This is a genomic window from Streptomyces nigra (assembly GCF_003074055.1).
GTDB classification, from domain to species: Bacteria; Actinomycetota; Actinomycetes; order Streptomycetales; family Streptomycetaceae; genus Streptomyces; species Streptomyces nigra.
Window position 1 is genome coordinate 4,007,130 of the sequence record NZ_CP029043.1, and the last position, 22,651, is coordinate 4,029,780.

Here is a 22,651-nt window from a genome sequence, read left to right on the forward strand (position 1 = left end):
TGTATACCTGGGGACATGCCCGACGTCCGGCTGGCCTCATCGCAGGGCCGGTGGGTCCTGCTCACCACCGTCCTCGGCTCCAGCATGGCGATGCTGGACTCCACCGTCGTCAACGTCGCCCTGCCGCGTATCGGCCGGGACCTCGACGCCGACCTCGCCGCGCTCCAGTGGACCGTCAACGCGTACATGCTGACGCTGGCCGGGCTGATCCTGCTCGGCGGCTCGCTCGGCGACCGGTACGGGCGGCGCCGGATCTTCGTGGTGGGCGTGGTGTGGTTCGCGGCGGCCTCGCTGCTGTGCGGGCTCGCGCCCGGCGTCGAGGTGCTGGTCGCCGCCCGCGCCCTGCAGGGGATCGGCGGGGCGCTGCTGACGCCGGGGTCGCTGGCGCTGATCCAGGCGTCCTTCCACCCCGACGACCGGGCGCGCGCGGTCGGCCTGTGGTCCGGGTTCGGCGGGGTCGGGGCGGCCGTCGGGCCCTTCGTGGGCGGCTGGCTCGTCGACGGGCCGGGCTGGCGGTGGGTGTTCCTGCTGAACGTGCCCGTCGCGCTGGTGTGCGCGCCGATCGCCGTGCGGCACGTCCCCGAGTCGGGTGACGGGACCCGGCACGGCCGCTTCGACGTGCTCGGGGCGGCCCTCGGGGCGCTGGCCCTGGCCCTCGTGACGTACGCGCTGATCGAGGCGCCGAAGGGGTCGGCGACGGTGGTGGTCGCCGCGGTGGCGGGGGTCGGTGCCGGGGTCGCGTTCGTGTGGGTGGAGCGGCATCGGAGCGATCCGATGATGCCGCCCGACATCTTCCGCTCGCGGCAGTTCACGGCCGTCAATCTGGTCACGCTGTGCGTGTACGCGGCCTTCGGCGGGTTCTTCTTCCTGGCCGCGCTGCAGTTGCAGGTGGTCGCCGGGTATTCGGCGCTCGGGGCGGGGGCGGCGCTGCTGCCGACTACCGCGCTGATGCTGTTGTTCTCGGCGCGGTCGGGGGCTCTCGCGGATCGGATCGGGCCGCGAGTGCCGTTGACCGTGGGGCCGCTGGTGTGTGCGGGCGGGATGCTGTTGATGCTGCGGGTGGGGCCGGGGGCGGTGTACGTGTCGGACGTGCTGCCCGCGCTGCTGGTGCTGGGGCTCGGCATGGTCACGCTGGTGGCGCCGCTGACGGCGACCGTTCTCGGGTCCGTCGATACCGCTCGGGCGGGGCTGGCCAGCGGGATCAACAACGCGGCGGCTCGGGCGGCGGGGCTGGTGGCGGTGGCGGCGTTGCCGCTGCTCGCGGGGATGGGGGAGGAGGCGTATCGGTCGGCGTCCGCCTTTGATGCGGCGTTTCGGCGGGCGATGCCTATTTGCGCGGGGGTGTTGGTGGTGGGGGCGGTGGTGGCGTTCGTGACGGTGCGGGCGTTGCCGGCGGGGTGCCGTAAGCCGGAGTGTCTGCGGCACGGGTCTGTTGTGTCGCCTCCGTTGGAGGGGCAGGGGAGCCGGGGGAGGCTGGGGGAGTAGGGGTGGGCCTTTTGGTTTTCCCGCCCCCGCCGCCCCTTCCCGTCCCGTCCCTCGGGGCTGCCGCCCCCGGGCCCCCGCTTCGGCCCTGGACGGGCCTCGTCGTCGAACGCCGGACGGGCCGGGTGGGTGGGGGCGGGCCGGGTGGTGGGCGGCTGGGGTGTGTCCTCGAGGGCCGGACGAGCCTCGGTGTGGGCGGGCTGAGTGGGACCACGACAGGTGGTGCGGTTCTCGTGGGTGGGATGGACGACACTGGGGCCATGGCCATTCATGAAAATCTGCTCGGGGGGCCGCCCCCGACCCATCTGCCCGACGACCCGGAGACCCGTGAGCTGCTCGCGGGCGGTACCGCGCCCTCCGAAGTCGCCGCCCGGTACCCGACCTCCTCCCTGGCCTGGGCCCAGCTCGCCGACGAGGCGTTCGAGCGGGGCAGCGTCGTGGAGTCGTACGCCTATGCGCGCACCGGCTACCACCGCGGTCTGGACGCGCTGCGTCGCAGCGGCTGGAAGGGCCACGGGCCCGTCCCGTGGGAGCACGAGCCGAACCGGGGCTTCCTGCGGGCCCTGCACGCCCTCGCCCGGGCCGCCGGGTCCATCGGTGAGCAGGAGGAGTACGAGCGCTGCTCGCAGTTCCTGAAGGACTCCTCGCCGACCGCCGCCCAGACTCTGGGCTAGGGGGTGTCCGGCAATTCCCGCCGTCCGCCCCGGAGAGGCAGGTGGGAATTGTCAGACACCCCTAGGTCGTGTCCGTCAAGTCGCGTCGTCCGCCCGTAGGGCGTGCCGGGCGTCGAACGGCAGGCGGGACTTTGCGGACACGGCCTAGCGGTCCCAGGCGTTCCGCGAGGCCCGCCCGGTGTGACCGGGCGGGCCTTGCGGGGTTCCGGGGGCATGGCTGAGGATGCGGGTGGGGACCGGGGCCCCTTTGCCGATAACGGCAGGGCGGACCGCTACCCGGAGTTACACAGGAGACAGCGATGTCCCAGCAGGCTCATCGGCCCGCGGACACCACCGCGGGGACTCAGGAGCCCGAGACCCCGAACCTCGACTTCGCGGGTACGACACCGTACGAGGACTACGTCAGGGCGGACGTCCTCACCCACCTGCAGCACACCCTCTCCGACGATCCCGGAGAGATGGTCTTCCTGGTCACGACCCAGGTCATGGAGCTGTGGTTCACCGTCATCGTCCACGAGTGGGAGACCGCGGCCCGCGCGCTGCGCGAGGACCGCCCCGGTGTGGCGATCGACGCCCTGAAGCGGTCCGTGCGGGAGCTGGAGGCGCTGAACGCCTCCTGGACGCCGCTCGGGCAGCTCACGCCGGCCCAGTTCAACTCGTACCGCAGCGCGCTCGGCGAGGGGTCCGGCTTCCAGTCCGCGATGTACCGCCGGCTGGAGTTCCTGCTCGGCGAGAAGTCGGCGTCGATGCTCGTCCCGCACCGCGGCGCCCCGCGCGTCCACGCGGAGCTGGAGAAGGCCCTGCACGAGCCCAGCCTGTACGACGAGGTGCTCCGCTTCCTCGCCCGGCGCGGTCACGCGATCCCCGAGCAGGTGCTGACGCGTGACGTCACCCGCCGTTACGAGCCGTCGGAGGCCGTCGAGGCGGTCTGGACGGAGATCTACACGGGCGACCAGAGCGCCGAGCTCACCCGTCTGGGCGAGGCCCTCACGGACGTCGCCGAGCTGGTGTGGCGCTGGCGCAACGACCACCTGGTCGCCACCCGCCGCGCGATGGGCGCCAAGACCGGCACCGGCGGCTCGGCCGGCGTGGCCTGGCTGGAGAAGCGCGCCCAGAAGAACGTCTTCCCGGAGCTGTGGACGGCGAGGTCCCATGTCTGAGCCGAGCGAGCTCGCCGCGCGGGCCGAGAAGCTGGACGCCGATGACGAACTCGCGGGCGTCCGCGCGCGGTTCGTCCTCGACGATGTCGTCTACCTCGACGGGAACTCGCTGGGCGCGCTGCCCGCGCACGTCCCCGGCCGGATCGAGGACGTCGTACGCCGGCAGTGGGGCGAGCTGCGCATCCGCTCCTGGGAGGAGAGCGGCTGGTGGACCGCGCCGGAGCGGATCGGCGACCGGATCGCCCCGCTGGTCGGCGCGGCACCCGGGCAGATCGTCGTCGGCGACTCCACCAGCGTCAACGTCTTCAAGGCGCTGGTCGCCGCCGTGCGTATCGCCGGGGACGGCCGCGACGAGATCCTCGTCGACGCCACCACCTTCCCCACCGACGGGTACATCGCCGAGTCGGCGGCCCGGATGACCGGCCGTACGCTGCGGCCGGTGACGCCCGCCGAGGTGCCGGACGCGCTGGGCGACCGTACGGCCGCCGTGCTGCTCAACCACGTCGACTACCGCACCGGGCGGCTGCACGACCTGCCGTCGCTGACGGCCGCCGTGCGCGCGGCGGGCGCGGTGTCCGTGTGGGACCTGTGCCACAGCGCCGGCGCGCTGCCGGTCGGTCTCGACGAGCACGGCGTGGACCTGGCGGTCGGCTGCACCTACAAGTACCTGAACGGCGGCCCGGGTTCACCGGCGTACCTGTATGTGCGCCACGGTCTGCAGGACCGGTTCGACTCGCCGCTGCCGGGGTGGAACTCGCACGCCGAACCCTTCGGGATGCGCCGGGAGTTCGCCCCGGCGTCCGGCGCCATGCGCGGCCGGGTCGGCACGCCCGACATCCTGTCCATGCTCGCCCTGGAGGCGGCGCTGGACGTGTGGGACGGGGTGCCGGTGGAGGCGGTGCGGGCCAAGTCGCTGGCGCTGACGGACTTCTTCCTGGAGTGCGTCGAGGCGTATGTGCCCGCGGGACGGGTGGAGTCCGTCACGCCGGGCGCGCACGCGGAGCGGGGGAGTCAGGTGGCGCTGCGGTGCGCCGATGCCGGGGACGTGATGAAGGAGCTGATCGCGCGCGGTGTGGTCGGGGACTTCCGTCACCCGGACGTGCTGCGCTTCGGCTTCACCCCGCTGTACGTGTCCTTCGCGGACACCGAGCGGGCGGCCCGCGTCCTCGCGGACGTGCTGGACGGCTAGACGGCTGGGCGGCCGACGCCCCCGTCCGCGGCGGCGGGGGCGTTCCGGGTTCGGCGGACATATGGGTCTCCTCGGCGCACCGGGCGGCCGTGTGACCCTCACGGTGTGTGACATGCGCGTGTTCGCGCACGTCATCCGCCTGATACCGTCCCCGCCAACGGCCGAGGTGTCCCCTGGACCGCCACCCCCGCTTCCGTCCAATTCCGTTTCGTCGCTGAGAGGTTGGAGCATGCCGGACGACGTCGCCGCTGCCCGGGACGCCGCCGAGGAGGAGTCGGCCTTCTCGCACCCGCCCGTCGACCCCGACGCCACGGCTTCCTACGGCGCCCATCCCGACCAGGTCGTCGACTTCTACGCGCCCCGCGGAACCGCCGCGCCCGCCGGTCCGGCCCCGCTGGTCGTCCTGCTGCACGGCGGTGCCTGGCGGGCCCCGTACGACCGGCGGCACCTCACCCCGTTCGCGGCCTTCATGGCGCGGCGCGGCTTCGCCGTGGCCAACGTGGAGTACCGGCGCGGCGCCGAAGGGGCCGGGACGGAGGCCGGGCGCTGGCCCGACACCTTCGACGACGTCGCCGCCGCGCTGGACGCGCTGCCCGCGCTGGCCCGGGAGGCGCTGCCGCAGGCCGACCCGCGCCGGATCGTGCTCGCCGGGCACTCCGCGGGCGGGCATCTGGCCCTGTGGGCGGCCGCCCGGCACGTCCTGCCCGCCGGCTCCCCCTGGCGCACCGACGGGCCCCCGCCGCTGCGCGGGGTCGTGGCGCTCGCCCCGATCGCCGACCTCGCGGTCGCCGACAAGCTGGACGTCTGCGGCGGCGCCGTACGCCAGCTGCTCGGGTCCGGGCCGGAGTTCGCCGAGCGGCAGCCCTACGCGGATCCCGCGCTGCTGCTGCCCACCGGGATCGCGACGACGCTGGTCCAGGGCCGTACCGACATCGTGGTCCCGCAGGCCGTCGCCGAGGCGTACGCGGACGCGGCGGCGAAGGCGGGCGAGGTGGCCGGGCTGACGCTCCTCGAGGACGTCGGTCACTTCCCGCTGATCGACCCGGCGGCGGACGCCTGCGCGGTCGTGGTGGAGGAGATCGCCCAGCTGGCTTGGTGAGCGGGCCCGCCGCCCCGGCCGTACCCCTCGCGACCTGCGACGCTCCCCGTAGTACCTGAGATGTACGCGGAAGAACCCGCCTCCATGGGGACGACCGGGTGCCCGCCCTGCCCCTACGGTGCTGTACGTGACCGAGACGACCCAGATGCCGCCCCCGCCGCCGGGGGACGCGGGCAGACAGCGCAGCCCCGAGTACCGGCTGGCCCGCAACTCCCTCCAGGGACTGCGCGAGGACCTGTTCCGCGACCCCTTCGCCTACCGCCCGCTGCCGCACCGCCGCACCGACGGCCCGTTCGTGCGCCGGCTGCCCGGCCGGATGCGCACCGCCGCCGAACGCCTCCCGCACGCGGTGATCGCGGGGATCGCGCTGTTCACCCTGCTGATCGGCGCCCTGTCCGGCGCCGAGCCCGGCGGGGACGCCAGGGCCCTGCTGACCGGTCTGCTGTGCGCGCTGCCCGTCGTCACCACGCTGACCCGGCCCGTCGGCGCGTTCTGGCTGTCGCTGGCGATCACGCCGGTGACCGCGGCCCTCAACGGCGGCGGGTCGGACTGGCCGTGGATGCCCGGCGCGTTCCTCTGCCACCTCACGGTGCTGGTCGTGGTGGCGTTGCGCACCCGGCCCCGAACCGCCGTCTGGATGTGGGTCGTCACGGCCGTGTACGTCGTCCTCTCGGACGGTGTCATCGGCGGGTCGTACTACTACTCCAACGGCGCCCCGATGCTGGTGACGTCCGCGTTCGCCCTGCTCGTGGTCTCCCTGCGGCACGTCCGCCAGGCCGCGCAGCAGGAGGTGAGCGCCCAGCAGACGGTCACCGCGCAGGAGCGGTCCCGGCGGACCCTGCTGGAGGAGCGCACCACCATCGCCCGGGAGCTGCACGACGTGGTCGCCCACCACATGTCCGTCGTCGCCATCCAGGCGGAGGCCGCGCCCTACCGGGTGGAGAACCCGCCGCCCGAGCTGGAGCGCGCGTTCGCCACCATCCGGGAGAACGCGGTGGCGGCCCTGACCGAGCTGCGGCGCGTCCTCGGTGTCGTACGGGCCGAGGACTACGAGGCGCCCGACGCCCCGCAGCCCACCCTCGCCGACCTGGACGCCCTGCTCGCCAATGTGCGGGAGGCCGGGCTCGACGTGCGCAAGACGGTGACCGGCGCGGTCCGCGAACTGCCGCCCGGCGTGGAGCTGTCCGCGTACCGGATCGTGCAGGAGGCGCTGAGCAACAGCCTGCGGCACGCGCCCGGCGCGAGCGCCCAGGTCGAGGTCGGCTATGTCCTCGGCGGGCTCGGGCTGCGGATAGTCAACGGCCCGCCGCCCGCGCCGGCCCTGGTGAAACCGTCGCCGGGCGCCGGGCACGGCATCACCGGTATGCGGGAGCGGGTCTCCATGCTCAACGGGCGGATGACGGCCGCCGCGACGGACGACGGCGGCTACGAGGTGGCGGTGTTCCTGCCCGTCGAGGCGGCCGCGGAGGACAGCGCATGACCATCCGGGTGCTGATCGCCGACGACCAGATGATGGTCCGCGAGGGCTTCTCGGTCCTGCTGAACGCGATGCCGGACATCGAGGTCGTCGGGGAGGCCGTCAACGGCCGCGAGGCGGTGGAACGGGTCCGGGAGCTCGGCCCGGACGTCGTCCTGATGGACATCCGCATGCCCGAGCTGAACGGCATCGAGGCGACCCGCGAGATCGTCGCCGCCGACGGCACGGCGAAGGTGCTGGTGCTGACCACGTTCGACCTCGACGAGTACGTGTACCAGGCGCTGCGGGCCGGGGCGTCGGGCTTTCTGCTGAAGGACGCCTCCGCACGTCAGCTCGCCGACGGGGTGCGCGTGGTGGCCGCCGGGGAGGCGCTGCTCGCCCCGTCGGTCACCCGGCGGCTGATCACCGAGTTCTCCAAGCTGTCGGACGCCCCGCGCGCGATGTCGTCCGCGCACGCGGCGTACGGGGAGCTGACCGAGCGGGAGACGGAGGTGCTGGTGCTGATCGCGCAGGGCCTGTCGAACTCGGAGATCGCCGAGCGGCTCGTGGTCGCCGAGTCCACGATCAAGACCCATGTCAGCCGCATCCTGGTCAAGCTCGGGCTGCGCGACCGTACGCAGGCGGCGGTCTTCGCGTACGAGGCCCGGCTGGTCACACCGGGCTGAGGCCGGCGTCCCGCGGGGCTACGGTGACTCCATGGAACAGCGCATCACCCTGATCACGCTGGGAGTCTCCGACCTCGCCCGCGCCAAGGCGTTCTACGCGGCGCTGGGCTGGCGGGGGCAGGAGGTCGAGGAGACCGTCTTCTTCCAGGCGGGCGGCCTCGGCCTGGTGCTGTGGAGCCGGGAGAAACTGGCGCGCGACTGCGGGCTGGAGCCGGGGGAGCCCGGCGGGTTCGGCGGCGTCGTCCTCGCCCACAACGTCCGCTCGCGGGACGAGGTCGACGCCCTGCTCGCGGCCGTGCCGGACGCGGGCGGCACGGTGACCGAACCGGCCGCCGTCAACGTCGTCGGCTTCTACTCCGGGGCGTTCACCGATCCCGACGGGCACCCGTGGGAGGTCGCGCACAACCCGTCCTTCCCGCTGGCCGACGACGGCACGGTCACCCTCCCGGACTTCGGCGCCGCGTAGGGTGCCCCCCTGGTCAGGAGGGGGGACGGCGGTCTACCGTCCGTGCATGGCAGCTCCTTCCGACCTCGGTTTCGACCCCTGGGACCCGGCGTTCCTCGCCGACCCCTACCCCGCCTACGCCGAACTGCGGGCCCGGGGACGGGTGCACTGGTTCGAGCCCACGAACCAGTGGCTGGTCCCGCACCACGCCGACGTGTCGGCGCTGCTGCGCGGCCGCCGGCTGGGGCGGACGTATCTGCACCGCTTCACCCACGAGGAGTTCGGGCGCGGCACGCCGCCGCCGGAGCACGAGCCGTTCCACACGCTCAACGACCACGGCATGCTCGACCTGGAGCCGCCGGACCACACCCGGATCCGGCGCCTGGTGTCCAAGGCGTTCACCCCGCGCACGGTCGAGCGGCTGCGGCCGTACGTCCGCGACCTCGCGGGCGAGCTGGTCGCCGGGCTGGTCGAGCGGGGCGGCGGCGACCTGCTGACGGAGGTCGCCGAGCCGCTGCCGGTCGCCGTGATCGCGGAGATGCTCGGCATCCCGGAGTCCGACCGCGGACCGCTGCGGCCCTGGTCGGCGGACATCTGCGGGATGTACGAGCTGAACCCGCCGCCGGAGACGGCCGCGAAGGCGGTCCGCGCCTCGATCGAGTTCTCCGACTACCTGCGCGAGCTGATCGCGGCCCGCCGCAAGGAGCCGGGCGACGACCTGATCTCCGGGCTGATCGCGGCGCACGACGAGGACGACCGGCTCACCGAGCAGGAGATGATCTCGACGGCGGTCCTGCTGCTCAACGCCGGGCACGAGGCCACGGTGAACGCCACGGTCAACGGCTGGTGGGCGCTGTTCCGCAACCCGGCCCAGCTCGCGGCCCTGCGCGCCGACCACTCCCTGATCCCCTCCGCGATCGAGGAGCTGATGCGCTACGACACCCCGCTCCAGCTCTTCGAGCGCTGGGTCCTGGACGACATCGAGATCGACGGCACCACGATCCCGCGCGGCGCGGAGATCGCCATGCTCTTCGGCTCCGCCAACCACGACCCCGAGGTCTTCGAGGCCCCGGCCGCCCTGGACCTCACCCGCAAGGACAACCCCCACATCTCCTTCAGCGCGGGCATCCACTACTGCATCGGCGCCCCGCTGGCCCGTATCGAGCTGGCGGCGTCCATGTCGGCGCTCCTGGAGCAGGCGCCGACCCTGAGGGCGGCGGAGGAGCCCGAGCGCAAGCCGAACTTCGTGATCCGGGGCCTGGAAGGGCTGAGCGTCGAGGTGAGGTGATCACTCGTTCGGCTGATCGCTGAGCGAATCCTGATCGAGGGCTGTCGGCGGCTCGTCATCCTGGTGCATGCCTGCGAAGGGAGGCACCATGACGGTTATGGCAGAGCGTGCGTCGTCTCAGTTGTCGGTGGACATGTTCGAGCGGATCGCGGAATTCGCCGCTCGTGAGGACGAGACCGTCAGCTTCGAGTTCATCGACGGACGGATCGGGGTCAGGAAAGTGACGAACGGCAGCCACGGCGAGATCGCGATGTGGTTGGTCTTCAAGTGCAAGCAGGCACGACCTGACCTCACCCTCTATACGACGAACCAGGGGCTGAAGGTCGAGGCGTACCGCAGGGGCCGGGCCCGGCCGGATGCCCTGCTCGCGCCGGTGGGTTACTTCAATGGTCAGGGCGACTGGGCCGAACCCGATGGCGTGTTGATGGCCGTCGAGATCACGTCGTACGACTCGGACACACACAACCGCGACCGTGTGGAGAAGCCCCGGGCCTACGCCGAGGCCGGCATCCCCGTCTACTTGCTGATCGACCGGGACAATCTCTCGGTCCTCGTGCACACCGCCCCCGATCTGGAGGACGGCTACCGTGAGATCCACACCGTGCGGCTCGGGGGCAAGGTCACTCTCCCCGCCCCCGTAGGCATCGAACTCGACACCGATGAACTCAAGCAGTACGTCGACTGATCGCCCTCACGTGGTCATGTCCCGGTGCCGTAGGCCTGCCAACCCCGCAGTGACCAGTGCCGCCGCCAGCGCCAGCAGGATCAGCACCGGCCCCCACTCCATCCCGCCGCCCGGCAGCTTCGGCAGGTGCCCGAAGGGGGACAGGTCCAGCACGGCCTGCGGCACGTCCAGCGCGGGGCCCACCCAGCCGATCAGCAGAACCGCGCCGGCCACCGCCCAGGCCGCCGTCGCCGCCCGCGGGAGCAGGCCGTACAGCAGGACCGCCAGACCGCCGACGACCCAGACCGCGGGGAGCTGGACCAGGCAGGCGCCCAGGATCGGGCCGATCTCCTTGCCGTAGCCGACGGCGAAGCCCAGGCCGGCGAGGAGCATGATCAGGGCCGAGCCGGCGAAGGCGATCACCAGGTGACCGGCCGCCCAGCGCAGCCGGCCCACGGCGTTCGCGAGGATCGGCTCCGCCCGCATCGAGGTCTCCTCGCCGTGCAGCCGCAGGACCGACGCCACGACGTACAGGGCCGCGATCAGGCCCAGCATGCCGACCATCGACGCCAGGAAGGCGTCCGTCAGCCCGGCCTGGCCTCCCATGCGCTCGAAGATCTCGCGCGCGTTGTCGTTGTCGCCGACCAGGTCGGCCACCCCGTCGGTCAGCCCGCCGTAGACGACCCCGGCGAGGAAGAAGCCGATGCTCCAGCCGAGCACGCTGCCGCGCTGGAGGCGCCAGGCCAGCGCGCCCGCCGTGCCGAGGCGCCCGAGCGCGGGGCCCGGACGGGTGGGCAGGAAGCTCATCCCCACGTCCCGGCGCCCGGCGAGTTCGTACGCCACCACGCCCTGCACGAGGGCCGCCCCCGCGAACAGCAGCAGCACCCACCAGCGTTCGCTCGCGAACGGCCGCAGGTTCTCCAGCCAGCCCAGTGGCGACGCCCACGTCAGCGCGGACGAGCCGTCGTCCGACGCCGAGTCGCCCGCCGCGCGCAGCACGAACGCGGCGCCCAGCAGCCCGGCCGTCAGGCCCCGCGCCAGCCGGGCGCTCTCGGTGAACTGGGCGACGATCGCCGCCAGCGTGGCGAAGACCATGCCGACCCCGGCGAGCCCGAGCCCGAGCGCCAGGGCTCCCGTGGCGCCCTGGCCCGCGAGTCCGGCCGTGACCAGCAGGGCCAGTACGGCGTTCGCGACCACGGCCGTCAGCAGAGCGGCCGTCAGGGAGGCCCTGCGCCCCACCATCCCGGACGCGACCAGCTCCTGACGGCCGCTCTCCTCCTCGTCCCGGGTGTGCCGTACGACGAGGAGCATGCTGACCACGGCCGCGAGCGCACCGGCGTAGACGCCGACCCGCCAGGCCGTCAGGGCGCCGATCGAGTCGCCGAAGACGGGGCCGATCAGCGCGCGGAAGGAGGCGTTGGTCGCGGTGTCCTGCACCAGGTTGGCGCGGTCGGCCGGGGTGGCGTACAGGTTCTCCAGCGTGTTCGGCATGGAGAGGATCATCAGCGCGTTCACCGCCACCCAGACCGGGATCATCACCCGGTCGCGGCGCAGGGCGAAGCGCAGCAGGGTCCCGGTGCCGGCGAGCTGGCGCGAGCCGCCGTGCCGTGCCCCGAAGGCGGTGGCGGTCATCGGGCGGCCACCTCGTCCGTGTCGGCCTGGTAGTGCCGCAGGAACAGCTCCTCCAGGGTCGGCGGCGTCGAGGTCAGCGACCGTACGCCGGACTCGCTGAGCGAGCGCAGGACGGCGTCGAGCTTGTCGGTGTCGACCTGGAGCCGGACGCGGTGACCCCGGACGTCGAGGTCGTGGACGCCGGGCAGATGCGACAGCCCGTTGGGCGGACCGGCCAGGTCGGCGGTGACGCTCGTGCGTGTCAGATGGCGCAGGTCGGCGAGGGAACCGCTCTCGACGGTGCGGCCCTTGCGGATGATGCTGACCCGGTCGCAGAGCTCCTCGACCTCGCTGAGGATGTGCGAGGACAGCAGGATCGTCCGGCCGCGGTCGCGCTCCTCCTCCACGCAGTGCTGGAAGACCTCCTCCATCAGCGGGTCCAGGCCCGAGGTCGGCTCGTCGAGGATCAGCAGGTCCACGTCCGAGGCGAACGCGGCGACGAGGGCGACCTTCTGCCGGTTGCCCTTGGAGTAGGTGCGGCCCTTCTTCGTCGGGTCCAGCTCGAACCGTTCGATCAGGTCGGCGCGGCGCCGGGAGTCCAGCCCGCCGCGCAGCCGGCCGTAGAGATCGATGACCTCACCGCCCGACAGGTTCCGCCACAGCGTCACGTCCCCCGGCACGTAGGCGATCCGGCGGTGCACCTCCACCGCGTCCGTCCAGGGGTCGCGGCCGAGCACCCGGGCGCCGCCGGAGTCGGCCCGCAGCAGGCCGAGCAGGACGCGGATGGTGGTGGACTTTCCGGCGCCGTTCGGGCCGAGGAAGCCGTGGACCTCGCCCGTCTCGACGTCCAGGTCGAGGCCGTCCAGGGCGTGCGTCTTGCCGAACGACTTGTGCAGTCCGGATACCTCAATGGCGGGGTTTGCCTTCGTCATGGTTCAGAACGTACGCTTCGTTCAGAAATTTGTGAAGTTAAGGAAGCGTATAAATCGCGGATAGACTCGGGGACGGCGCGCGAGCTGGGCGGACGCAGGGGAGATGATCTACGAATGATGGAACCGAGCGAGGCGGGGCGGGACCCCGAGGCGGTGTCGAAATTCGTGGAGGCCTTCGCCGCGCAGCTCGTCGAGGCCGGGATGCAGCGCATGGCGGCGCGGGTGTTCGCCGCGCTCCTCGCGTCCGACTCCGGCACCATGAGCTCCGCCGAGCTCGGCGAACAGCTCCAGGTCAGCCCCGCCGCGATCTCCGGCGCCGTGCGCTACCTCGCCCAGGTCCACATGGTCTCCCGCGAGCGCGAACCGGGCTCACGGCGCGAGCGCTACCGGGTGCACAGCGACCAGTGGTACGAGGCGCTGACCAACCGCGACGCCGTCCTCAGGCGCTGGGGCCAGACCCTGCGCGAGGGCGTCGACAGCCTCGGCCCGGCGACCCCGGGCGGGCAGCGCATCGCCGAGACACTGGCCTTCTTCGAGTACCTGGAGGGCGAGCTCGCCCACCTGATGGAACGCTGGCGCGAACACCGCGACAAGACCTTCGGCCCGAGCGCCCCGTAGGACCTCGTCGGGGCCCGGCGGCATCGGGTAGGCCTTCAGCGGCCCTTGTGGCACCGGCCGGAGCACCCGGTAGAGCCTTCAGCTGCCCGGCGGCATCGGCCGGAGCGCCCCGTACTTCAGTGGCCCGGCGGCATCGGCCCGAGCACCCTGTAGGACCTCACCGGCCGGCTGCACCGGCCAGAGCACCCCGTAGGGCCTCACCGGCCCGGCAGCACCAGCCGTAGCGCGCCTTCCCCCACCGTCCACGTGCGTCTGCGCACCGGCCCGGAGACCGCCGTGTCGGCGCGGTAGCGGAAGTGCGCCCCCGACACGGTCACGGTGCGGCCCTCGGCGCGCAGCGGGGACGCCTCCGCGCCCACCGAGGACGGCCGTACCTCCACCTCCGCCAGGCCCGCGAGCCCCGGCGTCACCGACACCGCCTCCACCGGCTGGTCGAGATCCACCAGCGTCGTCCCGTCGACCTCGACGCGCAGCCGCGACGGCCCCTGGGCGGCGGCCGGGGACGAGCCCTTCGGCGGCACCAGCGTCCGTACCAGCGACTGGCACGTCCGCAGCCACGGCCGTCCGGCACCCGGGCCCACCGCGGTGGCCCCGTCCGGTGCGGCCGGGTCCCGTATCGGAGGTATCCGCAGCCCGCCCAGCACCACACCGTCGCTGTCGTCGACGAGCAGGTCCAGGCGGCGCTCCACGCCGTCCAGGGCCGCCCGGGCCGCCGCCACCGCCCCCAGCGGCACCCCGAGGGACGCGGCCAGCGTCAGCGCGCCCCCGACGGGCACCACCGACAGCACGCATTCGGCCAGCTGTCGCTGCCGGTGCAGCAGCGACACCGCGCGCAGCAGAGCGCCGTCGTCGCCGATCACGACCGGCCGGCGCGCGCCGCGCCGGGCCAGGGCGCGGGCGAACTCGTCCGAGTCCTCCGGCAGGCACACCTTGGTGGTCGCACCCGCGCTGAGCACGTCTTTCGCGATGCGTACGGACTCTCCGTCCGTCGTGCGGGCTGCCGGATCGATCACCACCAGCAGCTGATCGGACCTCGCGAAAGTCGCCACCTCGGCCATGCCTCGCTTCCTCGGGTAGCATCTTTGTGCAAGAGCCCCTTGCGCTATTGCGCCAGGGGCTTCGTCTATTCCGGGGCATCCGGTCCGACGGTTTGCGGCCAACGAAGGTCGCCGGTGTATCACCCGCACACGTGCGGCGTACACCCCTGACCTTGGACATGCCCCGCCCGGAAGGGGTGTACGCGCGTGCCCGCACTTGTGCTGCTCGGTGCTCAGTGGGGTGACGAAGGCAAGGGAAAGGCGACGGACCTGCTAGGCGGCTCCGTCGACTATGTGGTGCGCTACCAGGGCGGCAACAACGCCGGCCACACGGTAGTCGTGGGTGATCAGAAGTACGCCCTCCACCTGCTCCCTTCCGGAATCCTGTCTCCCGGCTGCACGCCGGTCATCGGCAACGGCGTCGTCGTCGACCCGTCGGTCCTGCTCTCCGAGCTGAGCGGTCTGAACGAGCGTGGCGTCGACACGTCCAAGCTCCTCCTCAGCGGAAACGCGCACATCATCACGCCGTACAACGTGACGGTGGACAAGGTGACCGAGCGCTTCCTCGGCAAGCGGAAGATCGGCACCACGGGCCGGGGCATCGGCCCGACCTACGCCGACAAGATCAACCGTGTCGGCATCCGCGTGCAGGACCTGTACGACGAGTCGATCCTCACCCAGAAGGTCGAGGCGGCGCTCGACGTCAAGAACCAGATCCTCACCAAGCTCTACAACCGGCGCGCGATCGCCGTCGACCAGGTCGTCGAGGAGCTGCTGGACTACGCGGAGAAGCTGCGCCCGTACGTCGCCGACACCGTCCTCGTCATCAACGAGGCGCTGGAGAACGACAAGGTCGTCCTGTTCGAGGGCGGGCAGGGCACCCTGCTGGACATCGACCACGGCACGTACCCCTTCGTGACCTCCAGCAACCCGACCGCGGGCGGCGCCTGCACCGGCGCCGGCGTGGGCCCGACGAAGATCAGCCGGGTCATCGGCATCCTCAAGGCGTACACGACCCGTGTCGGCGCCGGTCCGTTCCCGACCGAGTTGTTCGACGAGGACGGCGAGGCGCTGCGCCGGATCGGCGGCGAGCGGGGTGTCACCACCGGCCGTGACCGGCGCTGCGGCTGGTTCGACGCGGTGATCGCCCGCTACGCGACCCGGGTCAACGGCCTGACGGACTTCTTCCTCACCAAGCTCGACGTCCTCACCGGCTGGGAGCAGATCCCGGTCTGCGTGGCCTACGAGATCGACGGCAGGCGGGTCGAGGAACTGCCGTACTCGCAGTCCGACTTCCACCACGCCAAGCCGGTCTACGAGATGCTGCCCGGCTGGTCCGAGGACATCTCGAAGGCCAAGTCGTTCTCCGATCTGCCGAAGAACGCCCAGGCGTACGTCAAGGCGCTGGAGGAGATGTCCGGCGCCCCGATCTCCGCGATCGGCGTGGGCCCGGGCCGGGACGAGACCATCGAGATCAACTCGTTCCTGTAGGTCCACCTGCGCGAGCGCCCGGCCGGAACTCCGGCCGGGCGCTCGCGCGTTCAGGCGCTCACTCGGTACGCAGTGCCACGGCCGCGTCCGTCCGGGCGGCCCGGCCCGCCGGGACCAGGGCGCCCGCCACCGCGACCGCCACACCGCCCAGCAGGAGCACGGCCAGGACCGGTGAGGTGTGGACGTCGAGATACGCGCCGGGCAGGTCCATCCCCACCGCGTCGCCCATCAGCGGCGTCACCCGCCGGTGCATGGCGACACCGAGCGGGATTCCCGCGGCCGAGGCGACCACGCCGATACCGGCGACCGACGTGAGGACCATGCCGACGACTTGACGGGGCGTCATGCCCAGCGACTTGTGGACGCCGAGTTCGTGGACGCGGTCGCGGGTGTCGAGGACGACCGTGCTGAACACCCCCAGGCCCGCGACCGTCACCAGCAGCAGGGTGAGCGTGCCGATCAGCGCGTCCATGGCCGCGATCACGTCGGAGGAGCCGTCGCCGCCCGGGTGGGCGTACGCCCCGAGGGCGTCCAGGGCCTTGTTCAGGGAGGCCAGGTAGGCGTCCTCGGAGACTCCCGGGTCCGGCTGGACGTAGAAGCCGGTCGGCCCGGCGTCCAGGCCCAGGGCCGTCAGGGTGCCGGCCGGGGTCAGCACGGTCATGCCGTCGTTCTCGGTGAAGAACGCCTCCCCGACGACCCGGACGGTGGTGCGGCGCCCGGCCTCCGTCAGGGTCAGGCGGTCGCCGAGCCCGATCCCGGCGGCGTCGAGGAAGCGCCGTGTGACCACCGCCTGGCCGGGCCCGGTCAGCCAGGTACCCGCGACCAGGTCGGGAGCGGCCCAGGAAGCGTCGCCCTCGTACCCGGTCACGACGGTCCGGCCGGCGACACCGGCCGCGCCCACCTCCGCCCGCGCGGTGCCGTAGAAGCGGCGGGTCCCCTCCTGGGCACGCAGGACGGCGGCGACCTCGGCCGGGTCGGCGGCCGGCTTCTCCGGCCGGCCGGGACCCCGGACGACCTGCGCGCCGGGCGGCCCCTGCCCGCCTCCGGCGGTGACGACGACCGGGGCGGTGGAGTCGAGCAGCCGGTGCGACTGCACGGCACCGAGGCTCAGCGCCAACCCGGCCGCGAAGGTGACCGTGACCGCCGCGACGGCCACCGCGGCGGCCGTCGTCAGCGAGCGGGCCGGGCGGGCGAACGGGTGCGCCAGACCGAGCCCGACCGGACGCGGCAACGGCAGCCGCCCGGTGAGCCGCCGGGCCGTCCGCCCTCGTACGCCGGCCGCCGCCCGCCCCACGGAGATCGCCTCCACCGTGCGCAGCCGGCCGGCGCGCAGTGCGGGCAGGAGGGCGGAGACCGCCACCAGCGCGAGCGCGGCGGCGGGCGCCGCCACGTCGACCCACCAGGGCACCGACACGGACGCGCCGGCGTACACGTCGTCGAGGTCGCCGAGCACCGGCCACGCCAGCACATTGCCGAGCGCCACCCCCAGCGCGCAGCCCAGCGCGGCCGGGACCAGTGCCTGGGCGACGTACGCCCGGACCACCTGGGCCGGGGTGAAGCCGAGGGACTTGAGGACGCCGATGCGCCGGGTGGCGGCACCCACCGCGCCGCTGACGACGATCCCGACGATCAGCACCGACAGGATCAGACCGAGCACCCCGAAAGCGGCCACGAAGGGCACGAACGCCAGCGCGTTGGCGAGCTGTTCCTGCCGGACGACGAGGTGGGACCGCGTCCCGGTCAGGGCGTCCGGCGGCACGGCGCCGGCGATCGCGTCGCGCGCCGCGGACATCCGCGCGTCCGTGCCGGCGTGCCGGAAGCGGTACAGCATCTCGTACGTGACGGCGCCGGACCCGGGGGAGAGAGCCGCGGCCTGAGCGGGGGTCACCCAGGCGTCCGCGGTGCCGGTGACCGACCGGGCGAGGCCGACCACGGTCAGCGTCGGGCCGCCCGCCGCGTCGGGGAGGGCCAGCCGGGCCCCCGGCCGCAACGGCCACTCGTCCCCGGCCAGCACGATCTCGCCGGGCCCGGTGACCCAGCGGCCCGCGGTCAGCCGCAGCCGGTCGACCGGCCCCCCGGGGTCCGCGCGTCCGGTCACGCTCAGCGCGGGCAGGGTCGCCCCGGCCGGCAGCGCGTCGGACGCCGAGACCGTGCGCGGACGCAGTCGCAGGGTGCGGAACGGTCCGGCCGCGGCCGTCACCCCCGACGCCCGTGCCGTGCCCGCGAGTTCCCGCTCGGTGACCTCACCGCCGTCGAACTGCGCGGCCAGATGGGCCCCGCGCCACTCGGCCATCGCCTGCTCGAAGGGAGCGCGGGACGCGGTGAGCACCCCGGCGGCCACGACCGAGGCGGCGACCGCGACGAGCGTCGTCAGCACCAGCACCACGGTCTGCGTCCACCGCCGCCCGACGCCCGCCCGCACCACCTTGCCCAGGGCGCTCACCGGGCCACCGCCGGACGGACGTCCTGGGAGTCCCGGACGATCCGGCCGTCGACCAGCTCGATCGTCCGGGTCGCGCAGGACGCCGCGAGCCCCAGATCGTGGGTGACCAGTACGATCGTCTGCCCGTCCGCGTTGAGCGCGGCCAGCAGCTCCCGTACGTCGTCGCCGGACGCGGTGTCCAGCGCGCCGGTCGGCTCGTCGGCCAGCAGCAGCGGCGGACGGTTCATCAGGGCGCGGGCCACCGCGACACGCTGCCGCTCCCCGCCGGACAGCCGGCCGGGGTGGGCGTCCGCGTGCCGCTCGACACCGAGGTGGGCCAGCAGCTCCGCGGCGCGCCGCCGGGCCTCGGCGCGGGGCACGCCGGCGAGCTGGGCGGGCAGCAGGACGTTGTCGGTGACCGTGAGGTCGTCCAGCAGGTTGAAGAACTGGAAGACCATGCCGACGCAGCGTCGACTTGCCGCTGCCCGACGGCCCGAGGACGGCCAGCGCCTCCCCGGCCCGCACGCTCAGGCTCACCCCGGCCAGCGCCGGCGGCCCCTCCCCGTACGTCCTGCTCACGTCGCGGATGTCGATCAGAGGCGGCGCGGTCGTGGTCATGGGCTCTCCCGGGCTGGGTGCGATCGGTCCGGCGTGACGCTAGGCGCGGGGGCGTGCCGGGCGCGTCGCCCTCGACGGCGAGAGCGGCTGCCGTACCGGGGGGACACGGCGGGGACGTCATCCCCGGGATGTACGAGGAGGATGTACGGTCCCGCGCGGCGGTCCCCGGCGGGAGGGATGTGCGCGTGCCGTGCCCTTGCGAGACTGGCGCCATGAGCGGGGTGGCCGGGGCAGCCGGGATGTTCGGACGGGCGGGTGCGGGGCGCTGGAGGGCCGCCGACACGGCCCTGCCACGGCCGTCGCGGTGGATGTGGACGGCCGACGCGGTCCTCGCGCTCGTCCTGGCCGTGTGCACGGTCAGCGCCGCGCTCGATCAGGACGCCGCCGTGCAGGTGCCGCGGGTCGGCATGGGGGCGCCGGCCGTCCCGCCGCCCTTCGGGCCGCCGGACGTCCTCCCGGTCCCCTCGCCCGACCCCGGGGAGCTGTTCCTCGCCGCGCTGACCGCACTGCCCCTGGTCGCCCGACGCCGTTGTCCGCTGGCGGCGTTCTGGGCGGTGCTCGGGGCGACCCTGGTGTTCGGCCAGCGCACCGGCGCGACGGACGCGACCGTGTACACCTTCCTGTCGTGCGTGGCCGCCGCGTACAGCGCCGCCGTGCACAGTCCGCGCCGTGTCCCGGCACTGGCCGGCGTCGTGCTCGGCGCGGTGCTCATGGCGGTGTTCCACGAGGAGTACTTCCCGTACTTCACCCAGAGCTTCGTGCCGTTCCTGGTGCTGCTCGGGGTGGGACTCGGCGCGAACGCGATCCACACCTGGCAGCAGCGCGTGAGGGACCTCCAGGAACAGCAGGAGACGGCCACCCGACTCGCGGTCGAACGCGAACGCGCGCGGATCGCACGGGAGTTGCACGACGTCGTCACCCACAATGTGAGCGTGATGGTGATCCAGGCGGGAGCAGCCCGGAAGGTGATGGACGCCGCGCCGCACCGCGCCCGCGAGGCGCTGCTGGCCGTCGAGGCGGGCGGGCGCACGGCGATGGCCGAACTGCGCCACGTGATGGGCCTGCTGACGATGGACGGCGACGCGGGCCCGGACCCGGCCGCCGACACGGGCCTCGCCCCGCAGCCGGGTCTCGACCAGCTCGACGTGCTCGTGGACCGCGTCCGCGCGACCGGCGTCCCCGTCGAGCTGACCGTCACCGGTACCCCGGCGCCGTTGGCCGCCGGCCCCGGTCTGGCCGTGTACCGGGTCGTGCAGGAGGCGCTGACGAACGTCGTCAAGCACGCCGCCGGGGCGCGGGTGAATGTGTTCGTCGGCCACACACCCCAGGCCGTGCACGTGGAAGTGTCCAACACCGGGGGCACGGCCGCGACCCCGGCCGGCCCCGGGGGCGGCCGGGGCCTGCTCGGCCTGCGGGAGCGGCTCGCCGTCTACGGCGGCACGCTGGAGGCGGGCCCAGGCCCGACGGGAGGCTTCCGGGTGCGCGCGGTCCTGCCCGTGCGGGAGGACCGGCCGGCCGAGGGGGTGTCGTGACCGGCGCCCCGCGTGTGGTGATCGCCGACGACCAGGCCCTGGTCCGCACCGGATTCGGGATGATCCTCACCGCCGACGGCATCGACGTGGTGGCCGAGGCGGCGGACGGCGAGGAGGCGGTCGCGGCGGTCGAGCGCACCCGCCCGGATCTCGTCCTCATGGACATCCGGATGCCGGGCCTCGACGGCCTGGAGGCCACCCGCCGCATCCTCTCCGGCGCGATCACCGACCCGCCCCGCGTCCTGATCCTCACCACCTACGACCTCGACCGCTACGTCTACGCCGCCCTCATCGCGGGCGCCACCGGCTTCCTCCTCAAGGACGTCACCCCCGAACACCTCGTGGCCGCCGTCCGGCTGGCGAGCACCGGCGACGGGCTGCTCGCCCCGGCCGTCACCCGCCGCCTGGTCGAACGTTTCGTCACACAGGACACGGCGACCGCCGCGCTCCATCGCGACCTGGCGGTCCTCACGCCGCGCGAACGTCAGGTCCTCCAGTGCCTGGGCACGGGTCTCAGCAACGCCGAACTCGCCGCCCGGTTCGCCCTGAGCGAGGCCACGGTGAAGACCCACGTCGCCCGCATCCTGTCCAAGCTCCGGCTGCGGGACCGCGCGCAGGCGGTGGTGGTGGCGTACGAGACGGGGCTGGTCACGCCGGGCGGGGACACGACAGGAACGGCCGGCGGCCTTCACTCGCAGGAGTGAAGAACATCAACTTCCGCCTGGAAAAAGGCGGTTTCGGCTTGCGCGCGTCGCTCTGCGTGGCCTTAGAGTCACGCCAACAGGAACGCCCCCGCGGTGCGCCAACACCCGGGGGCTCGACACCAGGAGCTAGCCCTCCCAATGCGTGGTCATCGTACGACGCCTGCGCGCGTCATTTCAGGCCTGTCCGCCGACCTTCCGGGCGATCGCGGCACCTTCTGGTGCGCGGTGAGCGTACTGACGTACCTCCCGGCCCTCCCGAACAGCGTCCGTGTCCTCCTCCGGGTGCTCGCCGACGTGTGGGCCGACGGGCGGTCGCGGATCGCCTCGACTCTGTGTGAGCTGGACGAACTCCGGTGCCGGCGGCGTGTGGTGGGTGGCGCGGCGGGTGCGGGCCGCTCCGCCCAACTCCCCGCCGTTCACACGGTGTTCGAGGCGCCGTGCGACGCCGCGCCACGAACGGGTGAAACCGAAAAAGTTCCGCGCCGGCAGGTGCCGCCGGGCGCGCGGACCGCCGCTGCGACCCGTCTGCTGCTCACCTTCGGGGACTACGACCGGCGCCTCACCCTCTCCGGCGCCGAGGCGCGACGGCTCGCTCCGCTGGTCGAGGAGTGGTGGCGGCGGGGCGCGAGCGACGCGCTGATCCGCAGGGCGGTGACCTGGGGCGCGCCGCCGTTCCTGCCGTCGGCCCACGGCCACACGGAGGCCCGGCTGCGCGCCGGGCGGTTCTTCTAGGGCAAGGGAATGTGTTCGATGACCGTCGTATTGGAGCGGCCCGGGGTGGTATACCGGCGGTATACTGTCCTCATGGCCGACACCACGATCAAGGTTGACCCCGCCGTCCGCGACCGGCTTCAGGAGCTGGCCCGGGAGCGCGGGATGAGCATGCGGGACTTCGTGGCGGAGCTGGCCGGGGCCACGCCCACCAAGGAAGAGCTGCGCAAGCGGTACGAGGAGACCAAGGCGTACGTCGAGGAGCACTTCCTCGGGAGGCCGTACACCGAGGACGACGAGCGGGCCGGGGAGAAGCTGTGGGCGGACCTCGAGGCCGGGCGCATCGGAGAGGTCCAGTGACCGACGAGAAGCGGTACCCGCTGCCGCGCGCCGTCATCCTCGACGACACGGCCGCCCTCGCCCTCGGCGCGGGGAACAGCATGGCTTCGCGCCTGGTCGTCGAGGCGCAGAAGAACCCCGCCCTGCGGGTCTACATCCCGGCACTGAGCCTCGCCGCCGCCGAGCGTGAGCGAGCCGGGGTCGCCGAGCACCTGGGCGCTCTGCCCTCGGTCCATGTCGAGGGGCTCGACTTCCCCGCGGCCGCCGCTGTGGGCAAGCGACTGCGGACGGCCGGTGCCGGTGACGAGGGCAAGGACGAGGCGGACTGGAGCGGCGCGCACGTGCTGCATCTCGCCCTGCCCACCGTCGAGTGGCCGCGCGGACGCCCCGTCCTGACCAGAACGCCGACCCGCTACCAGGGCACCGGCATCCGCACCATCCGCATCGTCGAGCAGCACTGACCGGCTCGGGGAGGGGGACGACCGAGTGCCCC

21 protein-coding genes and 1 pseudogene are annotated in these 22,651 nt (G+C 73.3%); 17 read left to right on the top strand and 5 right to left on the bottom strand.

Annotated elements, in window-relative coordinates; genetic code table 11:
* Positions 1-15: 15 nt before the first annotated feature.
* From DC008_RS18575 to DC008_RS18620, 10 genes are all read left to right on the top strand, one after another.
* Complete coding sequence (locus DC008_RS18575; protein ID WP_108707941.1) at positions 16-1,485, top strand: MFS transporter; 1,470 nt, start codon at positions 16-18, stop codon at positions 1,483-1,485.
* Between the two features lie 257 nt (positions 1,486-1,742).
* On the top strand, positions 1,743-2,156 hold the full coding sequence (locus tag DC008_RS18580; protein WP_108707942.1) for a DUF3151 domain-containing protein: 414 nt from the start codon (positions 1,743-1,745) through the stop codon (positions 2,154-2,156).
* Positions 2,157-2,455: 299 nt separating this feature from the next.
* A complete protein-coding gene (locus tag DC008_RS18585; RefSeq protein WP_108707943.1) occupies positions 2,456-3,316 on the top strand; it encodes a tryptophan 2,3-dioxygenase family protein in 861 nt (286 codons plus the stop codon).
* A complete protein-coding gene (kynU, locus tag DC008_RS18590; protein ID WP_108707944.1) occupies positions 3,309-4,505 on the top strand; it encodes a kynureninase in 1,197 nt (398 codons plus the stop codon). The genes DC008_RS18585 and kynU overlap by 8 nt, the downstream gene beginning before the upstream one ends.
* A 229-nt stretch (positions 4,506-4,734) precedes the next feature.
* Complete coding sequence (locus tag DC008_RS18595; protein ID WP_108707945.1) at positions 4,735-5,604, top strand: alpha/beta hydrolase; 870 nt, start codon at positions 4,735-4,737, stop codon at positions 5,602-5,604.
* A gap of 127 nt (positions 5,605-5,731) precedes the next feature.
* Positions 5,732-7,084: a sensor histidine kinase gene (locus DC008_RS18600; RefSeq protein WP_374207411.1), complete on the top strand. Its 1,353-nt coding sequence runs from the start codon at positions 5,732-5,734 to the stop codon at positions 7,082-7,084.
* Positions 7,081-7,746, top strand: coding sequence for a response regulator (locus tag DC008_RS18605; protein ID WP_108707946.1), 666 nt, complete (start codon positions 7,081-7,083; stop codon positions 7,744-7,746). Before DC008_RS18600 ends, DC008_RS18605 begins: the two co-directional genes overlap by 4 nt.
* A gap of 31 nt (positions 7,747-7,777) precedes the next feature.
* Positions 7,778-8,212 carry a VOC family protein gene (locus tag DC008_RS18610; RefSeq protein ID WP_108707947.1) on the top strand — a complete coding sequence of 145 codons (435 nt, stop codon included), beginning with the start codon at positions 7,778-7,780 and terminating at the stop codon, positions 8,210-8,212.
* A 46-nt stretch (positions 8,213-8,258) separates the two neighbouring features.
* Positions 8,259-9,479, top strand: coding sequence for a cytochrome P450 (locus DC008_RS18615; protein ID WP_108707948.1), 1,221 nt, complete (start codon positions 8,259-8,261; stop codon positions 9,477-9,479).
* 88 nt (positions 9,480-9,567) lie between these two features.
* The gene (locus tag DC008_RS18620) at positions 9,568-10,164 is read left to right on the top strand and encodes a Uma2 family endonuclease (protein WP_108707949.1); all 597 of its coding nucleotides are present in this window, start codon (positions 9,568-9,570) and stop codon (positions 10,162-10,164) included.
* 6 nt (positions 10,165-10,170) lie between these two features.
* Here DC008_RS18620 and DC008_RS18625 read toward each other — a convergent pair whose 3' ends face one another.
* Positions 10,171-11,775: an ABC transporter permease gene (locus DC008_RS18625; protein ID WP_108707950.1), complete on the bottom strand. Its 1,605-nt coding sequence runs from the start codon at positions 11,773-11,775 to the stop codon at positions 10,171-10,173.
* Positions 11,772-12,686: an ABC transporter ATP-binding protein gene (locus tag DC008_RS18630; RefSeq protein ID WP_108707951.1), complete on the bottom strand. Its 915-nt coding sequence runs from the start codon at positions 12,684-12,686 to the stop codon at positions 11,772-11,774. Before DC008_RS18630 ends, DC008_RS18625 begins: the two co-directional genes overlap by 4 nt.
* Positions 12,687-12,800: 114 nt before the next feature.
* Between DC008_RS18630 and DC008_RS18635 the strand changes: the two genes are divergently transcribed.
* Complete coding sequence (locus DC008_RS18635) at positions 12,801-13,304, top strand: GbsR/MarR family transcriptional regulator (protein ID WP_055621246.1); 504 nt, start codon at positions 12,801-12,803, stop codon at positions 13,302-13,304.
* 197 nt (positions 13,305-13,501) lie between these two features.
* Here DC008_RS18635 and DC008_RS18640 read toward each other — a convergent pair whose 3' ends face one another.
* Positions 13,502-14,362: a diacylglycerol kinase family protein gene (locus DC008_RS18640; protein WP_055621247.1), complete on the bottom strand. Its 861-nt coding sequence runs from the start codon at positions 14,360-14,362 to the stop codon at positions 13,502-13,504.
* A 186-nt stretch (positions 14,363-14,548) separates the two neighbouring features.
* On the opposite strand from DC008_RS18640, the gene DC008_RS18645 reads away from it, so the two are divergent.
* Complete coding sequence (locus DC008_RS18645; RefSeq protein WP_108707952.1) at positions 14,549-15,832, top strand: adenylosuccinate synthase; 1,284 nt, start codon at positions 14,549-14,551, stop codon at positions 15,830-15,832.
* 58 nt (positions 15,833-15,890) lie between these two features.
* Here the strand turns inward: DC008_RS18645 and DC008_RS18650 are convergent, their stop codons facing one another.
* Together DC008_RS18650 and DC008_RS18655 are read right to left on the bottom strand one after the other, a co-directional pair.
* A complete protein-coding gene (locus DC008_RS18650; RefSeq protein ID WP_108707953.1) occupies positions 15,891-18,275 on the bottom strand; it encodes an ABC transporter permease in 2,385 nt (794 codons plus the stop codon).
* Positions 18,272-18,872, bottom strand: a pseudogene (locus DC008_RS18655) (ABC transporter ATP-binding protein). The gene DC008_RS18650 and the pseudogene DC008_RS18655 overlap by 4 nt, the downstream one beginning before the upstream one ends.
* Before the next feature lie 212 nt (positions 18,873-19,084).
* Here DC008_RS18655 and DC008_RS18660 point away from each other — a divergent pair.
* From DC008_RS18660 to DC008_RS18680, 5 genes are all read left to right on the top strand, one after another.
* Positions 19,085-20,404 carry a sensor histidine kinase gene (locus tag DC008_RS18660; protein WP_244221374.1) on the top strand — a complete coding sequence of 440 codons (1,320 nt, stop codon included), beginning with the start codon at positions 19,085-19,087 and terminating at the stop codon, positions 20,402-20,404.
* Positions 20,401-21,108 carry a response regulator gene (locus DC008_RS18665; RefSeq protein ID WP_108707954.1) on the top strand — a complete coding sequence of 236 codons (708 nt, stop codon included), beginning with the start codon at positions 20,401-20,403 and terminating at the stop codon, positions 21,106-21,108. The genes DC008_RS18660 and DC008_RS18665 overlap by 4 nt, the downstream gene beginning before the upstream one ends.
* 225 nt (positions 21,109-21,333) lie before the next feature.
* Positions 21,334-21,840 carry a hypothetical protein gene (locus tag DC008_RS18670; RefSeq protein ID WP_108707955.1) on the top strand — a complete coding sequence of 169 codons (507 nt, stop codon included), beginning with the start codon at positions 21,334-21,336 and terminating at the stop codon, positions 21,838-21,840.
* A 72-nt stretch (positions 21,841-21,912) separates the two neighbouring features.
* Positions 21,913-22,179: a cupin domain-containing protein gene (locus DC008_RS18675; RefSeq protein WP_235073988.1), complete on the top strand. Its 267-nt coding sequence runs from the start codon at positions 21,913-21,915 to the stop codon at positions 22,177-22,179.
* Positions 22,176-22,619, top strand: a complete 444-nt coding sequence (locus DC008_RS18680; RefSeq protein ID WP_108707957.1) for a PIN domain-containing protein — start codon at positions 22,176-22,178, stop codon at positions 22,617-22,619. Before DC008_RS18675 ends, DC008_RS18680 begins: the two co-directional genes overlap by 4 nt.
* Positions 22,620-22,651: the final 32 nt, after the last annotated feature.